The 16,931-nt window shown below is 64.6% G+C and carries 12 protein-coding genes; 4 read left to right on the top strand and 8 right to left on the bottom strand.

Annotated elements, in window-relative coordinates; genetic code table 11:
• Window positions 1–251 (top strand): transposase (locus SAZ01S_RS19215; RefSeq protein WP_139810154.1); only part of this gene is annotated, 251 nt, incomplete at its 5' end.
• 172 nt (window positions 252–423) lie between these two features.
• Here SAZ01S_RS19215 and SAZ01S_RS19210 read toward each other — a convergent pair.
• The 4 genes from SAZ01S_RS19210 to traA form a co-directional block, all read right to left on the bottom strand.
• Complete coding sequence (locus tag SAZ01S_RS19210; protein WP_084583892.1) at window positions 424–4,377, bottom strand: hypothetical protein; 3,954 nt, start codon at window positions 4,375–4,377, stop codon at window positions 424–426.
• The gene (locus SAZ01S_RS19205; protein WP_139810153.1) at window positions 4,374–8,318 is read right to left on the bottom strand and encodes a hypothetical protein; all 3,945 of its coding nucleotides are present in this window, start codon (window positions 8,316–8,318) and stop codon (window positions 4,374–4,376) included. The genes SAZ01S_RS19210 and SAZ01S_RS19205 overlap by 4 nt, the downstream gene beginning before the upstream one ends.
• A 389-nt stretch (window positions 8,319–8,707) precedes the next feature.
• Window positions 8,708–9,286, bottom strand: a complete 579-nt coding sequence (locus tag SAZ01S_RS19200) for a DUF6118 family protein (protein WP_084583890.1) — start codon at window positions 9,284–9,286, stop codon at window positions 8,708–8,710.
• Window positions 9,287–9,296: 10 nt separating this feature from the next.
• On the bottom strand, window positions 9,297–12,131 hold the full coding sequence (traA, locus tag SAZ01S_RS19195) for a Ti-type conjugative transfer relaxase TraA (protein ID WP_084583889.1): 2,835 nt from the start codon (window positions 12,129–12,131) through the stop codon (window positions 9,297–9,299).
• 171 nt (window positions 12,132–12,302) lie between these two features.
• Between traA and SAZ01S_RS19190 the strand changes: the two genes are divergently transcribed.
• Window positions 12,303–12,626, top strand: a complete 324-nt coding sequence (locus SAZ01S_RS19190; protein WP_084583888.1) for a conjugal transfer protein TraD — start codon at window positions 12,303–12,305, stop codon at window positions 12,624–12,626.
• Complete coding sequence (locus tag SAZ01S_RS24295) at window positions 12,580–12,882, top strand: conjugal transfer protein TraD (protein ID WP_167693209.1); 303 nt, start codon at window positions 12,580–12,582, stop codon at window positions 12,880–12,882. The genes SAZ01S_RS19190 and SAZ01S_RS24295 overlap by 47 nt, the downstream gene beginning before the upstream one ends.
• Window positions 12,883–12,894: 12 nt before the next feature.
• On the opposite strand, the gene SAZ01S_RS19180 is transcribed toward SAZ01S_RS24295, so the two are convergent.
• The 4 genes from SAZ01S_RS19180 to SAZ01S_RS19165 all read right to left on the bottom strand — a co-directional run bounded on the left by SAZ01S_RS19180 (window position 12,895) and on the right by SAZ01S_RS19165 (window position 15,982).
• Window positions 12,895–13,812, bottom strand: a complete 918-nt coding sequence (locus tag SAZ01S_RS19180; protein ID WP_245825022.1) for an HNH endonuclease — start codon at window positions 13,810–13,812, stop codon at window positions 12,895–12,897.
• A 30-nt stretch (window positions 13,813–13,842) separates the two neighbouring features.
• A complete protein-coding gene (locus tag SAZ01S_RS19175) occupies window positions 13,843–14,772 on the bottom strand; it encodes a HEPN domain-containing protein (protein WP_084583885.1) in 930 nt (309 codons plus the stop codon).
• A gap of 77 nt (window positions 14,773–14,849) precedes the next feature.
• Window positions 14,850–15,095 carry a hypothetical protein gene (locus tag SAZ01S_RS19170; protein ID WP_084583884.1) on the bottom strand — a complete coding sequence of 82 codons (246 nt, stop codon included), beginning with the start codon at window positions 15,093–15,095 and terminating at the stop codon, window positions 14,850–14,852.
• The gene (locus SAZ01S_RS19165; protein WP_084583883.1) at window positions 15,092–15,982 is read right to left on the bottom strand and encodes an ArdC family protein; all 891 of its coding nucleotides are present in this window, start codon (window positions 15,980–15,982) and stop codon (window positions 15,092–15,094) included. Before SAZ01S_RS19165 ends, SAZ01S_RS19170 begins: the two co-directional genes overlap by 4 nt.
• Window positions 15,983–16,558: 576 nt before the next feature.
• On the opposite strand from SAZ01S_RS19165, the gene SAZ01S_RS19160 reads away from it, so the two are divergent.
• Window positions 16,559–16,768 carry a helix-turn-helix transcriptional regulator gene (locus SAZ01S_RS19160; protein WP_084583882.1) on the top strand — a complete coding sequence of 70 codons (210 nt, stop codon included), beginning with the start codon at window positions 16,559–16,561 and terminating at the stop codon, window positions 16,766–16,768.
• Window positions 16,769–16,931 lie beyond the last annotated feature (163 nt).

The following is a 16,931-nucleotide window of genomic DNA, read 5'->3' as shown; positions in this document are numbered from 1 at the left end:
CCCGCTCCATCCACGAGGGCGCTCGCGATCTCGCGCGGGCCCTGTCGCAGGAAGATGAATGGATCGCCTCACGCCGCGAGCGCAAGAAGGTCGAGATGCTGTTTGCCCACCTGAAGCGCATCATGCGGCTCGACCAGCTGCGATTACGCGGACCCAATGGTGCCCGGGATGAGTTCCACCTCGCCGCTGCCGCCCAGAACCTGCGCAAGCTCGCCAAGATCAGCATCGCCAGACAAATGGCGATGCGATGAGGTCAGGCGATTCTGCTCGGCCGCTTCGATCCGCACCCTCCGCTTCGCCGGAAAGGCGACTTTTTCAACGGCATCGACCAACATACGTCGTTCGTCGATCGGGCGTAGAACGGCAGCTTCCGCCAGAACCTGCCATTCGCTCAGCGGAAAGCCGTCTAGCAGCGACTGCAAATCATCGGCCAAGGACTCTGTGCACTAACATCCGATAATCAGGCGGTAATCGGGTCGAAACGCCGAGTTCAGCCTCATGTAGGAGATGCGCAACTGCCTCCGTACTTGGTGCCAACTCCAAAGCGAGCTCGATCTTTGGGACCACTAGAGCCGGCGAGACCAATGTGATACGGCGCAGACGAATGAGCTGGAGCCACTGGTCGACCAGAAGTGCCCAGACCGGGCCGATCGGTGCAATCATCGCGAGCTGCGCGAGCCAGACGAAGATCCACATCGTGGCAGCGTACAGTTGGTCGGGGGTGGGGACGCTATCGGCCTGCAGCCAGCGGATAGCGAGCAGCCCGGTCATCTCGACATCGGCACCGGCGATCGGCTGACCGGGCGGGCTTTCCATTGCCGCGCGCAACCCGTCGCCCGCTCCGCCGATCGTGCTAGTAAGCTGGATGGCGCGCGGCTCCTCGCCGGCGAGCGCGAGCGCGCCCATCATCGCGGTCAGCCACGTCCGGGCAAACCCAAGCGCCACCGGGCTCAAGGATGCCAGATCGCCGAATGCAAGTGGCTGCAATCTGTTGCGAATCTTGGCGGGTTGCTCGCGTTGCTCTCCCATCGCCTCGCACAGCATTGCGTATTCGGGCAGGATGGCGAGAAACCGGTCGACATCGCGCCGGTCGAGACAGATCTGCAACTCTGAGGAGCGGACGGTCGCGGCTAGACCTACCGCAGTCCCCAATTTATCCTCGAGCCGGCGCAGGATAGCGCTCGCCCCGACATCGATGCCGAGTCTTAGTTCGAGATGGACGAGGGCATACCAGGGGAAGGTCCGCGGCCGGTCGGGAAGCGTTTCCTCTCCCAGCTTGGGTTTTAACTCCGACGCCCGCCCGGGGCTTTTGGCGAGGTCGATGGGAATGTCGATCTGTTCGGTGCGCGCAACACCCCACTGGATTACTTGCGTGGTCGCCTCGCGCACATAGAGTTGCGCCTCGGTCGCGTCGTCACCCAGATCCTCGAGCGCGAGCAGCGCGTCGCGCAACGCGTTCAGCGCACGCTCATTCTGGCCATCGGCCAAGTCCATCGCCGCGGCGTCGGCGAGGAGCGCAGTGCCCATCGCCGGATGGAGCGTCGTCGTTCCCGGTCCGACCAGATCGGCCGCCTCGCGAAACAGCCGGCCAGCCTCGTCGAACTTTCCAATCTTTCCCGCGCTGATCGCCGCGATGCGGATCATCATGAACCGCTCGAGCGGCTCGTCCACGCTATACGTCTCGGCGATCCGCGCTAGCACGGCGCGCTCTTCGTCGTGCCGGCCGAGCGTCGCGAGCACGGTGGCGCGGCTGCGCGCCAGCCGCTCGTTGCCCGGATAGCGCGCATCGGCCTCATCAAGAATCTCGAGCGCGCGCGCACCTCTGCCAAGATATTCGTCATGCATCACGGCGCATGAGCGTATGCATTCGATCGCGACGTCTTCCGCGCCCCAGCGTTGGGCCGCCTCGGTCAGTTGGGCATACGTCCCGGCGGCAGCCGCGGCGTCAAGCGTGCCGTTCATCGCTGCTGTCGACCACGCCGTCTGGACGAACAGCGGCGCGCCGCCGAGCAAGCGGGTCGAGGCCCCGAGCAGATCGAGGCGCCAGACGGGATCGATCGCCTCGAGCGCATCGAACAGCGCCGCCAGTCCCGTCACATCGTCGATCTCGCGGGTGCGGACGACGAACGCAAACTGATCGAGCGTAATCCCGCCGAGATCGGCGCTGTCCATTGTGTCGGCCAGCTCCTCGGGCACCGTCTTCGAGTCCACGAGCGCCCGATATTCGACGAGGTGCGGCAGCCAGAAGGCGGGACTTGCCTCAAGCTTCTCGCTCGTCAGCAGCGCGATCAGCTGAGTGTAACGGGTCATCGCGCGCGCTGGCTTAGGCAGCGTCGCATTCTCCGCCACCGCTTCGGCATCGATCCGCTCTAGCGATGACGATTGCGGTAGATTGGCCGCAACGATGAGCTGCGCGGTTCGCAGCTTCATCGAGACGAACGGGTGTTCGGGCACCAAGCGGACGCCGTCGGGCGGCTTGAGAAACAGCAGTGGCATGCAATGCTGGGCGAGGGCCGGTCGATTGCCCGAGCCTATGATGCCGTTTGCGATTTTCAAGAACGCAGTTGCGTCGCGCAGCACCATCGCCAAGATGATCATCGACGAAAACAGTTCGGCGCTGATCTGCTTTCGCTCGACGAGATTGGTCAGGACGGCTTGCCGAACGCGAGTGATCTCGTCGTCCGACAAACCGGTCACGCCGGCCATGGCGACCAACGGGGAAGGGGTGAAGCGATCCCCAGCGCCCTCTTCGATCCACGGCCCCACAAGAAAATCGACCAGCGCGCCCGACCGGCTGATGGGCGGCGCGACCGCAGCCGCGGCCTCCATCATTAAGCGATCGAACGGCCCCGCGAGAGCGGTTAAACGCAACAGTAACAGATGCGCATCGTCCGCGAGGCCTTGGAGAAGCCGCAGGGCAATCTCCTTGCGGACCTCGACCACTTCCTGTGGGCTGCCCCTGGCATCGAATCCAGCGGTCATTTCGATCTCTGGCCAATTGCGTGAGGCGAGACCGGCGACACGTGCGTCGACCAGGACCGGGTGGCCAGCCCCGCAGGTGAGATGGATCACGCCGGCCCAATGTTTGGGATCGCCGCCGGCCAAATCCACGATGGCCGCGACGTCCGCGTGCTCGAGATAGGGAGCGCTGCGCGCGGCGATCGTGAGCGGCTCGAACGCGACGCGGATCGATGGCGGCGGTTCGCGATCGGCGGTGACGATGATGGCGCCGTCACGGCTGTCGGCGATCTGTCGAGCGATCGCCGCGATCCAGTCACGCACGCTTTCGCTCGACGTCGTCGCAAGATCGTCAAGGATGATGCCGCCGAAATCCTCTGCACGGATCGCCGCTGCCGCGGCGCTGAGCCGCGCCAGCCGCGTCCCGTCATCGGGGCAGTCGCGAAGCTTCACGACGTGCCATTCGCGGTTGGATGCACGACTGATCAGGCGCGCGAGGAGCGACTTGCCAAGGCCGCTGCTGCCGTGGAGCCATAGCACGCCCGTCGCGGCAAGAACGGCGCGAAGCTCATCGACGAGCGCCTCGCGCGGTGCGAGCCGGGCGGGCAGCGCCGCGGGGGCGAGGGGCGGCAGCGCCACCCCTGACGCCCCGCCCGCCAGCATCGCGGTCATCTGGCGCATCACCCCGAAACTGATCGTGGTGGTGGTCGCTGCCGACCATTCGTCCTCGAAGTCCTGGCGCGTCAGTTCCCGTTTTTCGGCGATTGAGGTCTCCAGCATCCGCCAGACAAGAAACGGCAGTGCGCGCCGCCCATCATCGACATGACCGTGGCGTTCGGTCGCCAGCACCTCGAGCCGCGCCTGCAATGCCGCCTCGGCGAGCGCTGCCGGTTGATCGTGCGTGACCCAGTGGATGCCGGCGGCGAGCTGCCGCAAGCGCTCGTCGTCCACATTGCGGACGAATTCGAGGACGATGGCATCGGTTTGCGTTGCTAGAAGGAGCGTTCTGAGCGGTGCCGGATCGGCACCGCGTGCGACCGCGCGCCAATAGTCGACGCCCTTGGCGCCGCCGGGAAGAGCGGCACCGGCTTCATGGCCGCTGCCGGCGATCGTCAGATAGTTCAACCGCACCGCGAGATTGGGATTGGCGGATTCGAACTGCAGCAGGGCGGCAATCGCCTTGCGCGCCCCGGCGGTCCTCAGGGTTAAGGTTTCTCCGGCCACGGCTTTGACCTGATTCATCTCTAGCGTGTCGCGCGCCAGTACGGCGAAGTCCTCGGCAACCTCGAGCAGCAGGACGCCGTCCGCCGGCAGGCGCAGCCAGGCATCGGTGGCGCGCACCGCCTGATAGACATAGCCGCCAAGACTGGCGACTGCCTGTCGCGCTTGTTGTTCGTCGGGTATGGCGAGCGTTGTCATGAAACGGACGCGCTGCTTTCGGGCTCTCCCGCCTGCTGCAGCGCCTTGATCGCCGCGACGAGATCGGGCATCGGCTGCCCGGTCGCCGCGGCGATATCAAATTCGAGCAGGCCGATTCGGAAAAGGATGAAGCGTGTCGTCAGCTCGGTCTGCTCGCCATTAGCCATCCGCGCGATCTCGGCGGCAATTCCCTCCGATGGTTCGCCATTGAGTTCTCGCTGCAACCGATCCATGATCTCGAGGATGAGCGCGCACGCGGCACCAATATCGGCGTCATCCTTGGCGTCGCGCAGCGCCGTCAGTGTCGCCATCTTGCCCCGAAGATCGTCCATCAGCGTCTGTGCAAAGGCGAGTTCTTCATCGTTTGGGCTCCGGTCGAGATTGGCAAGCACCGATGAGAACTGGGTAATCACGCTCATCACTTCCGCGAGCGCCGCTGCCGTGCGCTCCTCCAGGAGCGGCAGCGGCAAATGCCCCGCCCATTTGGCAGCGAAATCCAGCATGGGCAGGAATCGCTGATAGATGAGACCGGCCAGCGCGCCAACGATCAGCCCGTTGCGCGCCGGCACGACCGTGACGTTGCTCAAATCGGGTGTCTGCTGGACGATCCGTGTGAACTCTTCATGGACCGACATGAACTCGATCAGATTGTCGACCGCGATCAGCACCGCATAATCGACGCGGGGCCAGTATGGTGCGGCATCGTCGTCCATCGGGCGCGTCACGACCTCTGTGTCGAGCTTGCTGTCGGCCAGCGCGGCGCGGATCTGGTCGGCGACCTCCTCGGCGGTTTGTTTGGCCCGGCTGCGCGCATCGGCAGCCATCCGGATGCGTGCCCGGCGGTTCCGGCTGGTGCGGTTGGCCAGGAGCCGCGCGCGGCGGAATAGATCAGGATGCGCGTGCGCATTCCCCAATACGGCGTCGAGATCGTGGAGCGTCGCCGTGAGGGTCTCAAGCGCCGCCTGGGGTGGGGCATCGAGCCATCGCCAGCTGTCGGCGTCGAGCAGCGCTTGCGCCTGGCCTCGGAGTTTTGCGGCCTCGATCGATGCCGGCATGGGTCGCTCGACTGTCCCGAGCAAGTCACGCGCGAGCTTCGTCACCTCGGTCACGAAGTCGTGGGCTTTGTCGGCAAAGGCCAGCTCGCCCCCGTCGCGCACGCTCGGTGTGTTCGTGTCTACCGAGGGCACGTTGATGTACGAGTTGAGCAGGCTCCTGATAGCGAGCTTCTGCTCGAGCAGTGGATCGATCACGGTGCCGCGAACATAGCACTCCGCAGCATCGGCGAGGAATTCGGCCAGCTCGGTGATGGCGCTGGCAAGCGCGTTGGCGCGCGCGCTCTCCGTCCCCGATCCCACCCGGCGCTGGATGGCGCGCAGAATCGCGCGGTTCCATGCGACGCGGATCGGCGGCGGCAGGTTGTCTCGCGGCATCCGTTTAACCGCTAGCGGAAAGCCGGCAAACCCCGCCGGCTGTCCGTCCCAGCCGAGCATGGTCGATGCGGCGATCTCGGCAGTGGGGACCGCCGCGATCAGCCGCTCGCAATGCTCGACGACGATGTCGTTGGCATTTCCCTGGGCGGGCTCGCCGACATAACGTAGATTGGAGGTGACGACCTGCTCACCGTCTTCCACCGTGATCGCTGGCTGGGTGGCCCACGCGATCTCGTGGTGGATGCGGCTAAGCAGGTGCGGCGTGCCGCCGAACAAATCGACGATGCTCTGACCGCGATCGGCCCCGAACTCTCTGACCGTGCGCGCTACGGCGAGCGCTTCCTCGAGCGCGACGTCGGCCCAGTCGCCAGCGGGCAGGGTATCGAAGGTCGGCGCTTGCGTCGTAAACGGGATCGGCACGAGCGACGCGGCCAGATCATGATATTCCTCGAGCGCGCAATCGAAAATCGCTGGCGACGCCGGTAGCCGCTCGATCAACGCCGTCCGCAAATCGCGCTGGGTCACTTCGCCGATCCGCCCAATCACGGCATTGAGCTCAGCAAATTGCGGAATATCGAACGTCGCCCCGCTGAGCGCGAGGGTGAAGACGAACATCGCCTGCCGCTCCTCAAGCTGCGTCTCGCCATAGATATTCATCCACGCCTCTGCGACGCGATCACAGACCGCCAGACCCAGGCCGTGAAACACCGTCGCGAGCTGCGCCGGGCTGAGCGTCGCTGCGCGGATCGTGAGCGCGTCGAGAAGGAGATCATCGCCGGCCGGATCGTCCCGCAGCAGCGGCGGAATGATCCGCGCGAAATCACTTGGCCGAAGGACGTCGGCGAGTTCGGCGAGTTCGGCGTCGCGCGAACGAGGAAGCTGCGCCTTCAGCGCGGCGTGAAGGCCTTCTGAGCGGATCTGGTGCAAGCCGCCGAGCGATCCATCGCCCCCCTCGCGGATCGCATGTTCGTCGACAAGCCGCGCGAGCGCACGGGTGAAATCGGGCGCGCTAAGGGCCAACCGCGCGCGCAGCCGCTCGGCGTCGATCGCTCCACCGAACCGTGCTGCGGGGACGACCGCCTGCAGGATCGCCAGCTCATCGTCACGGGCTTCCGCCAGCCGGCGGCGCACCTGGGCGTCGAGCATGTCCTGCAGGCGCTGACCGCTGGTGAGAAGATGGCTGTATTCGAGGAGCAATCCCTGGCTCAGTTCGAACGGCTCGCGCCAGTGCAGGAAGGTGACGTCTCGCTCGGCCCGCAACGCCTGCCAGATGCGCTCGGCAAGCTCGGCATCGAGCTCCGGGCGAATCACCGCGGTCGAGGCAAGATTGCCAACCAGGAACAAATCCTCTTCGCGTGTCGTGCCTAACAGAACGACCCCGGGTTCGTTGCGCAATTCGGCCGCCAGCGCGTCCCACACGCCATTCAGGTCACGCCCGATATCGTCGAGCACGAAACCGACCGGCCGTTCGGGCGAAGCCTCAAGCGCGCGCGTCAGCTGCACGAGCAAATGAACCTCGTCGGCGCTCGCGCGACGGACGCGATGCCAGCGGATCGCATGTCGCTGCTGATAGGCAAGAAGCCACGCACCCGCGGATTTGCCGCTCCCCGAAGGCCCGGCAATCAGGGCGCGGCGCTGCCGCTGGAGGCCTGATGCGACCTCGCTGATCAGCGCGGGGCGGTCAAGCACCAGCCCGGCGGTGACATGGCCGGGGGCGACATCGACGCCTTCGTAGAAATATGGCGTTGCGATCGGCGCAAACGAAACCGGTTCGCACAGTCCCTGGGCGATCGCCGCAAACATGGTGCCCGGCGCGATGAGCGCCTGGACCGCGGCCACGATCGACTCAACGTCACCCGCGCCTAGTGTGGCGGGCGCGGTCGACGGGGCGCGGTAGTTGCGGTCGGCATCGTCTCCAACCTGGAATCGCAGGCGGTGCGCGATTAGGCGCGCGACCGCGTCGGCTATCGGGCGTTGCGATGAGATGAGGGTAACGCAGTCGTCGAGCGGATCGGGCATGACGACAATCGACGTTGCACCGAGCAGCGCGTCGCGCGTGAGATTGCTCGTCAACAGGAAGTTCTGGAGATGAGGCTCGATCGTCGACACGTCATCGAGGGTGTCCGACACGCGACCATCCCAGTTACTTGCCCCTAGCTCTTCTGGCGGTCGTTCGAGGACGACCACGATACGGCAGCTGCCTGAGCGGAGCGCGTCAGCGTCGGCGGTTTTGGCGGCCTTGGCGATAATGTCGGCCAGTTCCGATGTCGTGAACCGACCGCGGGGATCATGACGGGATTTGACCTGAACCCGGAATTCCGTCGCACCGCCGTGCAGCGTGATATCGTCCAGTCCCTCGGGGATTAGGGTGGTTGATGCGATCTCGCCCGCCCAAATTCGCGCGGCGAGCAACGCGCCAACGGCGTCCTGAAAACGGAATCCCCGTCCGGCGCGCGCGCCTGCACGGCTGCCCGCCCACATATCGGGATCGATGAAAAGCGCGTTTGACATTGCCCGATAACTAGCAACATCGGATTGGCATCGCAAAACTCAGAACCCCGATTGGACCAAATATCCTGGCCTCAAGACTTTGCGGATCGTTGAACGCAGCGACAGCATTTCGCGCAGTTTCTCAGGCGTAGACCCGACTTGCTTGATGGCGGGGATATCGCTGCTTGGCTACGCTCTCCCGATGGGCGCGTTCGGTCGTCGGCGTGCTGACATGTGGGCGAATGGGTCGACACCGCCTGTTTTAGCAATCGCCTTGCCGATGGCTGCCAGTCGGCTCTCGGCCCAATCTCTGTCGGTCTGCAAAACCAGCCATGCAAGCGCTGAACGTCGGCATTTGACAGAAGCTACCGTTCCACGAGTCGGCGAGGAATGGTCGGAAAGTCCCAGATTCAGTCTTTTTTCTCAGGCGTCTGGGTATTGTCGACGACCTGGTCGTCGGGAGTGATCTGTTCGGTTCCCAACGTCCGCGCCGCCATCCACTGCGGCACGTGCCAGCTCTCCGGAAGGGATCGGGCAACAAATCCCGGCAGGATGGACCAAAGCAGAATCCCGAAGAGGAATGCGCCGAGCATCATCCATAGCTCGCGCCTGCGTTGGTGATCGGTCGACCGCGCTCGAACGACTAGCCCATCCATTCTTCCGATCACTTTATGCAGGTCGGCACGCGCTTCATCCAACTGCCGCTTGTCATCCGCCCGCGCGTCTGCCGCCGCCTTCGCCAGTTGCTGGACCATCATGGAAGGGGTGAGCTTCACGGCAGGCGCCTGCTCGAGACGGGCGATGCCTTCGCTCATTGCGGCAAGCTGCCGGCTGATCGCGGCCAGCGTCGGGCTGTAATCCGGTATTTTCTCGCGCGCGGCGGTCAGCCCCTGAATGGCTGTTTGGAGGAGGGAAATCTCCTGCCGCAGGCTTTCGAAGGCCTGGGTGGGATCGTCGGCAATGCCATACTGGCGGGGTATGTCGGTCATGGGCGCGAGCCTACATCCCAATGTTGAGGCCGCGCGAGCGGCCGAGCCATTCCTGGAGGTCGTGAGACATCGACGCGCCTCCCTGAGACTTCAAACCTAGCTCCAGCGCGCGATTGCGGAGCAGCGACTCGAGCTGGGGGTCGCGGTGGAGCGCTTTCGCCATCGTGGTCATGGCATCCCTGGTGGACCGCGCGGTATCGTAATCGCCGCTCCGCTCCAGAGCTTTCAGCTGCCGCGCCTTGCTCTGCCAGTCGGCGACGAAGCGGTCGGCGCGGTTAGCGGCATCGATCCGAATTTCGCCCTCGGCGATCATCGCCTGGATGGCGCGGCTGGTGCTGCCGTTCGCGGCTTCGCTGATAAGGACAGGGTCCTTGTTCATCGCAACACGCATGTCTTCACCACCGCCGGGGCGCAGCGCATCGATCTCCTTACGGGCACTACCAAAGGCTTCGCGCTGGTGGGGCAGGGGCTCGAAGCCCTGCTGTTTCATACCGATGATGTCCTGCGCCGCGCGGCCAAATCGCTGCACCGCCTGTTCGAGCGGGCTGGGCTCAGCCGGCACCCGGATCGGCGCGCTGCTGAGCTTCAGCCCGTCGAACATGCCGCGACGGGGCGGCGTCGGCGCTGGCGATAGCGCAGGTTGCACATCGGGCGCGCGGGTGTAGTCCGACGCCATGTCCTTGCCGCGCTCGCGCCCCAGCGCTCTGGTCAGCCGTCCGGCATCGACGAAATCATCCCGGCCATAATGCAGATCGACGCGCTCCCGATGGCGCGACAGCGCGACATAGGCAGCGTGGCGATCGAGCCCCGGCGTTGCCAGCACATGAACGCGGTCGACGGTCATCCCCTGCGCCTTGTGGATGGTGGCGGCATAGCCATGATCGACATGGGCATAATCCTTCAGGTCGAAGGCGACGCTTCGCCCGTCATCGGTGCGCACGCGCATCGCGATCGAGCTGACCTCCTCGATCGTGCCGAGCGTGCCGTTCTTTACCTCCAGGCTGCGCTCATTCTTGAGGAACATGATGCGGTCGCCCGGCGCGAACGACCGGCGTCCGCGTTCGATGACGAGATCAACGTCGCCGCCCAGTATCTGCGCTGCCCGCATCCGGTCGCGTGCTGCCGTGTTCAGCTCGCGCACTTCATCATTGGTATGGGTGAGGATGATGCGGCTCGCCAGTGGTGTTGCTTGACGGTCCTTGTCCCAGCGGTCGATCAGCGCCTCGCGCGCGGCTTCGCGCGCCTCGGCGGCATGGACATGCCCAGCCTCCGTATAGGCGGCCAGCGCTTCGCCGGTGCGGCCGGTCGCGAGCTGTCGCGTGGCGTCGCGCTGCCAGTCTTCGGACTGGCGGCGGATAGTGGTGATTTCCACTGCGCCATGCCGCTCGGCAATCGAGCGGAAGGCCGCACCTGCTTCGATCGCCTGAAGCTGCTGCGGATCGCCGACCAGCACGATCTTGGCGCCGCGCTTCTCCGCCTCGCGAATGACGCGCTCCATCTGCCGCGTGCCGATCATCCCGGCCTCGTCGATCACAAGAACGGATTTGTCGGTCAGCAATTCGCGGTCCTGGCTCCATTGATGCTCCAGACTGGCGATGGTGCGCGACGCAATGCCCGAGCCGCTTTCCAGATTCTCGGCGGCGATGCCGGACAGCGCCGCGCCGTGAACAGCATAGCCCGCCGCTTCCCATGCTTCGCGCGCTACCCCGAGCATCGCGCTCTTGCCGGTGCCGGCATAGCCGATGACGCTGGTGATGCCGCGCGCGGCGGTCACATGCTCCAGCGCGCCACGCTGTTCGGGCGAAAGCCGCAGGCCGCGCTGTTCGGCGAGGCCGACTGCCCGTTCCAGATGCTGCTCGGCAACAGCATGGAGACGGCGCGCATCGAGCGTTGCAGTGCCGTGTTCGAGCCGCTGTTCGGCCTCCAGCATCGCACGCGAGGTGAAGCGATCGTCGCCGCGCCCGTCCTTGCCCAGCTTCACCAGCTCGGGCGACGCGCGCACCGCCGCCATCACCTGGTCGAACTGGTCCTTTCCCTCACTATGCCGATGCACGAAGATCGCCAGATCGCGCGTGGTGAAGGTCGCTTGGCTGTGGGTAATAGCGTCGAGCGCGATGCTCGGATTGGCGAGGATCTTTTCGCCATTGGCGCGCGCGATGGCGTGATGTTCTTCGAGCCGCTCGCTGTCACGCCCCTGCGCCACCATGCGCGAAGCGGCGGGGCCGATCTTGTGCTGCGGCTCCAGATCGATGCCCTGTGCTTCCAAGGAGCGATGATCGACGCGCGTGTCGATATCGAGTTTGGCGAGGCGCTGATTGACGTGCTCTGCCCAGGCTTCGCGCCAGTGGGTCAGCAGCTCGGTGCGGTTCCAGTCGCGGACCTTGGCGCAGAACCCGTTTTCGCCGAGCGAACGAAGTCCAAGCATTACATGGGCATGGGGTTTTGCCAGTCCATCGGCACCGATATCCCAATGGACATTGAGATCGGCAACCATGCCGCGATTGACGAATTCGCGCTGGATGAACGACCGCGCCAGTTCGATGCCGTCGGCCTGCTGCATTTCGCGTGGGATGGCGAACTCGATCTCGCGGGCCAGTTGCGCGTCCTTGCGCAGCTCGGCGGCCTCGACATCATTCCACAGCCGCTCGCGGTCGCGCCACGCCTCGGGCGCGTTTTCGGGCAGCAGCACTTCGCTGTGGACGACGCCGGTCTTGTTGGAAAAGTCATGGTCCCGGCCGAGCCGCTGATCGTGCAGCCGCGACGCCGAGCGATAGGCGGCAGCCGCCACCGCGCTCGACCCGGCAGCGCGGGAAATGACTTTGGCCGAGAAGTGGTAGATCGCCATAGCGACGCACCAGATACGCCTAAAAGCGCACGTCGGCACGACGTATAAGCGCGCCCTCGAACGATTTTATCGCTCTCGGGACCGCGAAATCTCACGAAGTTCCAGGCTATTGGCGCGGATTGGCTGTGACGATATCTGGTCTGTCCGACCGACACAAGGAAGGACAGGACCATGCGAAAACCTCGAGACTATGATGCGGACCTGAAGGCGCTTGCCGATAAGGCGCGGCAGCTGAAAACGCGCAAACAGAACCAGCTTGGCGAACTGGTGACGGCGACCGGCGCTGATGTGCTGAGAGTGGAGGAACTGGCCGGCGCGTTGCTCAATGCGACCGCTGCTGATGGCCCGACGCGGGAGGCGTGGCGCAAACGAGGCGCCGCCTTCTTTCAGCGCGAACAGCACGGCGCTGGCCGCCGAACTCGTCGCGAGCCGGGCGGCACTGCGGCGGGTGTCGGAGACGCGGAACCGGCTCCAGGCGAAGCGGGCACGGCATGATCACCGCGACTGGCAGGTGAAACGGCGCGAGCGCACGAGGCAACTGATCGAACTGGGCGGGCTCGTCGCGAAGGCAGGGCTGGTCGAGCTGACGGAGGATGACCGCGCTGTGATCCTCGGTCTGTTGCTGGAGGCAGCCGCGAAGTTGCGGAGCGGCGACGGACACACTCAGTTGGCGCTCTGGCGGCGACGAGGGCGGCGAGCATTTGCCGACGCCGAAGAAGCGGAACCGGTAGTCCCTATGGCACCTGGCTGAGGGCCTATCGGATCAGTGCTTAAAACAGTTTTCGCGATGCCAGCCGAGGAAACTCGGATGCGGCCGGTCCGCCGATCTAGCGGGAGGGATTGCGAAGCCGGAGCGATTGACGAGCGCGCGTATTCCCTCGGCATCGTTCGCTTGCCGGCTGATCAGAATTTCCAGCTCGTCGGTCAGGCTGATGAGGCCGCGATCGAACATCCAGTGGACCGTCCCCGACAAGGCCAACCCGTTGTTGATAATGTCGGGGCCGCCGCGTTCCACGGGGCGGATATGGGCAGCCTCAACTTCTGCCCTGCCACCGCCGTTGATGAGCTTCAGCCCGGTAATGGCACACCGCGCATCATAGGCGGTGACGACGCGGCGGCGGAACAGCCGGTCCCGTACCAACCGAGACGCGAGATAGGCGACCCGATCCCGCACGATTTCGTGCTGGAAGGGCGTGCGTTCCTCACGAACGGAATTGTCGATCTCCCCGTCGACACGCGGCAGAAAGTCGTCCGTCTCGGCGGTGCCAAGATCGATGATGCGGTTGAAATCGGAAATGGAGAGCGGGCGAACCGCCGACTGCGCCCTGCCGGAGACTTTCCCCGCGTCGTTGAGCACGCCGCGTTCCACCAGGCCGAGCGGACCGTTGAACGGCACCGGATTGACGAAATCCAGATAGGTCCCCGGCTCGATCAGCGCCAGATACATGTCCGGCGCTTTGGGATCGAGCACGACCTGGGCAACCTTTGCAGTGGCGAAGTAGCCGCGCGTGTCCTGGATTTTGCTGGGCTCGTAATAGATGATCCAGTCGCCGATACAGGCGCTGACGCGGCCGAGGTACTGCGGCGGAAACTGATATCGCTCTGCCGGGCTGTCGTCGTAAATCGAATCCGATCGATGAATGAAAACGCCCTTGCCCATTGAGCGTGGATAGCCGGACATCGCGAGAGATGAAACGGCTGTTGAAGCCGCTCAGCCAGCGTCGCGCGCGGTTGCCTCTAAATGGGCAATGCGCTCCGAGCAAATTTCGTGGACCAGGCGGCCGAGCTCCTCGACGCGCTCACCAAGCCAAGTCAGCTCGTCGGCGCTGATCCGGTATTGCTTTGAATAGCGCGCCTTCACATAGGCGTCTTTTAGCTTTTCGAACATACCGCGCTGCTTGCGATTGTCGCCGGGCCAAACGTAGGCCAGACGCCTATCGAGCCGTTCAGCCTGGGTGCGCAGGAAAGCGAGATTGTGCACGTGCGGCGTGTAGAAAGTCACGACGAGCAACACGCAATGGTATAGCCGTTCGGCAGCTTGATGTAGCTCGAACGCTGCCTTGTTGTTCCAACCGCGTTGGGCAGCTTCGTTACCCTGTATCAAAAACTGCTGCGCAGTCGGCATCCATTCCTCGAAATATTCCTTCGCCATGGTGAGCGCCGCGTGCGGCGATTTCGGCTTGGGCTGGTGCAATTCGCTGTCGTCGCTCTGGTAGAGCGCGATGCCGTCGCGGGCGACGTCCATGAAGAAATAGCGGCCATGGGCGAGCCCGTCGTTCACCTCGGCAAGGGTATGGACGATGAAATTGACCGGGGTCTTGATGCTACTGGTAATGCCGAATTCACGCATCAGCCGGTCATCGACATTCGCCCAATATTTGACGCGGTCGGTCAGGCGCTTGTCGTTGACAATGATCAGCAGGTCATAGTCGGACTTGTAGCCCTTGGCCGTATGCGGCTCGTCGATCCAGTTGCCGCGCGCATAGCTGCCGTATAGGATGACCTTGAGGATGCGGCCCTTCTTCTTCCACTCGTGGCTGGCGAGCGCGAAAGCGTCGTCGAATTCCTCGAAGACGATCTGCACCACGCGCTCCAGTTCGCGCTGCTTGGCAGGCGGAAGATGATCGAGATTGCTGCGCATGGCGGACGCTACCCTGTCGGGCTTGCCGCCCAATGGCAAGCCACTGGACGGCAAGCGATCTGTTCGAATGGCGGCGATCACCAAGGCCAGAGACGCCGCCACCACGGCTCCGGTGTGTCGATGATCCGCATGAAGAGGGTGAGGGCGGCAGCAAATTCCGCCTCCACTTCCTCGGCGCTGATGCCGTGGCGTCGCCCGAGCGTCGGATAGTCGACATCCTCGAACCGCATCGCCCAGAAGATCGCGCGCTGCCGCTCGGTCATCCGACGCAGGGCACGAAAGCCCCGGCGCCGAAAGACATGGGGTGGAAGCCGCTCGGTCATGACCGTACCTCCGCCCCGGCGGAAAGGAGGAAGTCCGCCGCCTTGCTCGCCGCGCTGGCGGCACGGAAGATCGCCTTCTCGTCGCCGCGCAGCACCGCCAGCCAGGAGCCAATATAATCGCTGTGGCGAACGGTGGGCACAATGCCGAGCGACGCGCAGGTGAACGCCGCCGACATCTCCGCGACGAGTTCCTCCTTTGCGTACGATGCCGATCCGAAGGCGCCGGACTGGTCGCGGTCCAAGCGGCTCCGATGGCCGGTGAAATGGCCAAGCTCGTGCAGCGCCGTCCGGTACCAGTTCACCGGATCATGGAAGGCGGCCTGCGGCGGCACCTGCACGACGTCCTGCAATGGCGAATAATAGGCCTCGCTCCCGCCGATCCGGAAATCCGCCCCGCTGGCTGCAATCACCCGATCCGCCTCGGCAATCGCCAGCACGGGATCGGGCAGAACCGGAATGCTGGTCATCGCCTCGGGCAGACCGTCACACTGGTCGACGTTGAACACGGTGAAGCGCTTCAGAAAGGCAATGGTCCGCGCCTCCCGGTCTTCGCCCTGCGCCTTCTCGGCTTCGTCATTCGGGGTGAAGCGATCCGCATAGCAGACCACCGTGCCCTTTTCGCCGCGCCGAACGTGCCCGCCCGCCGCCTCGGCCTGCCGATAGGTCAGCCAGCGCTGCCCAGCATAGCCGCCATCGATAGCCGCCGCCCACAGGATCAGCACATTAATCCCCGAATAGGTTCGGGCCGACACCGCGTTCTTGGGCATCGTACAGGGGCACCGCGCCGCATCCCAGGGCTGCACCCAGGGCAACCGGCCTTGCTCCAGCTCCGCGATGATCCGGGCCGTCACCTCGCCATAGAGGCTCTGACGCTCGTTGCTCTGCATCTCCTTGCTCCTTCCTCAAACCGCCATCGACCGGCGCCGGGGTGGCGGGGGGCGGCAGGAGCGGACCGACAGCCCCGCCGGACGCAGGCGGGGCGCACCCGAAGGGCAGGAACGAACGTGGATGACCCGGCAGCAAGGCTGCCGGGTTGCGCCGCGCCGAGGCGGGGCTACAGGGCCGTGACGCCCCCCGCCACCATGACGCCGAAGGCACCACGCCGCCGCGCCACCGGCGCGGCGACCGCCAGAGGCATGGCGCCATGCCGACCGGTCCGCTAAGCGGACCGGCCCCACGTCATGCGATCGTCACGGCGAAGCCGCCGAGACGCCGCAAGGCGGCTCGGCTGGAGCGGCACGCGGAAGTAGAGCGCGGTCAGGCTGGAACAGCCTGAGACGCCACGTCATCCGCCCGCGAAATAATTTTCCCGTACATTTGGAACGGCAGCGGACGAATAGGAACGTCTGGGGACAAGCTGCCGTAAAACCGCCAATTTTCATGCCGTTGACGACGGCGATCGTCACCCCAACTCTGTCTCCGACAAGCACAAAAGGGCCCCACAAGACACAGGAGACTGAACCATGATCCAACCGCAACCGGACCGCTTTCTTCGCCTCAAGGAGGTGCTCCGCCGCACCAGCCTGTCACGTGCAACGCTGTACCGGAAGATCCAGAAGGGGACCTTCCCCAAACAGGTGCGTATCGCCACCCGCTGCGCGGGCTGGCGGGAATCCGCCGTCAACGCGTGGATGCATAACCCCATCTTCTACCATGTGGACGATGTACGCTGATGCAGGCCTGACGCCGCTCATCAATGCCGACGAGATTGTGGAGGGCAGGAGGGCGGCGAGACGAGAATCGATTAGGCCGCTGTAGACGCAGATTTCATGGTAGACCGTCTGCATAGCATCTGCACAACCTCTATATCGAACCTCCTCCACGGCGGCGTCAGCT

Origin of the sequence: Sphingomonas azotifigens NBRC 15497, assembly GCF_002091475.1 — a bacterium.
In the GTDB taxonomy this organism is placed as follows: Bacteria; Pseudomonadota; Alphaproteobacteria; order Sphingomonadales; family Sphingomonadaceae; genus Sphingomonas; species Sphingomonas azotifigens.
Note: the sequence above shows the minus strand (reverse complement) of the source record. Positions and strands in the feature narration are given on the sequence as shown.

What these genes read in the sequence shown, in the direction of transcription:
- SAZ01S_RS19210 (WP_084583892.1), bottom strand. Translation starts at nt 4,377, where the DNA reads ATGACAACGCTCGCCATACCCGACGAACAACAAGCGCGACAGGCAGTC.
- SAZ01S_RS19205 (WP_139810153.1), bottom strand. Translation starts at nt 8,318, where the DNA reads ATGTCAAACGCGCTTTTCATCGATCCCGATATGTGGGCGGGCAGCCGT.
- SAZ01S_RS19200 (WP_084583890.1), bottom strand. Translation starts at nt 9,286, where the DNA reads ATGACCGACATACCCCGCCAGTATGGCATTGCCGACGATCCCACCCAG.
- traA (WP_084583889.1), bottom strand. Translation starts at nt 12,131, where the DNA reads ATGGCGATCTACCACTTCTCGGCCAAAGTCATTTCCCGCGCTGCCGGG.
- SAZ01S_RS19190 (WP_084583888.1), top strand. Translation starts at nt 12,303, where the DNA reads ATGCGAAAACCTCGAGACTATGATGCGGACCTGAAGGCGCTTGCCGAT.
- SAZ01S_RS19180 (WP_245825022.1), bottom strand. Translation starts at nt 13,812, where the DNA reads ATGTCCGGCTATCCACGCTCAATGGGCAAGGGCGTTTTCATTCATCGA.
- SAZ01S_RS19175 (WP_084583885.1), bottom strand. Translation starts at nt 14,772, where the DNA reads ATGCGCAGCAATCTCGATCATCTTCCGCCTGCCAAGCAGCGCGAACTG.
- SAZ01S_RS19170 (WP_084583884.1), bottom strand. Translation starts at nt 15,095, where the DNA reads ATGACCGAGCGGCTTCCACCCCATGTCTTTCGGCGCCGGGGCTTTCGT.
- SAZ01S_RS19165 (WP_084583883.1), bottom strand. Translation starts at nt 15,982, where the DNA reads ATGCAGAGCAACGAGCGTCAGAGCCTCTATGGCGAGGTGACGGCCCGG.
- SAZ01S_RS19160 (WP_084583882.1), top strand. Translation starts at nt 16,559, where the DNA reads ATGATCCAACCGCAACCGGACCGCTTTCTTCGCCTCAAGGAGGTGCTC.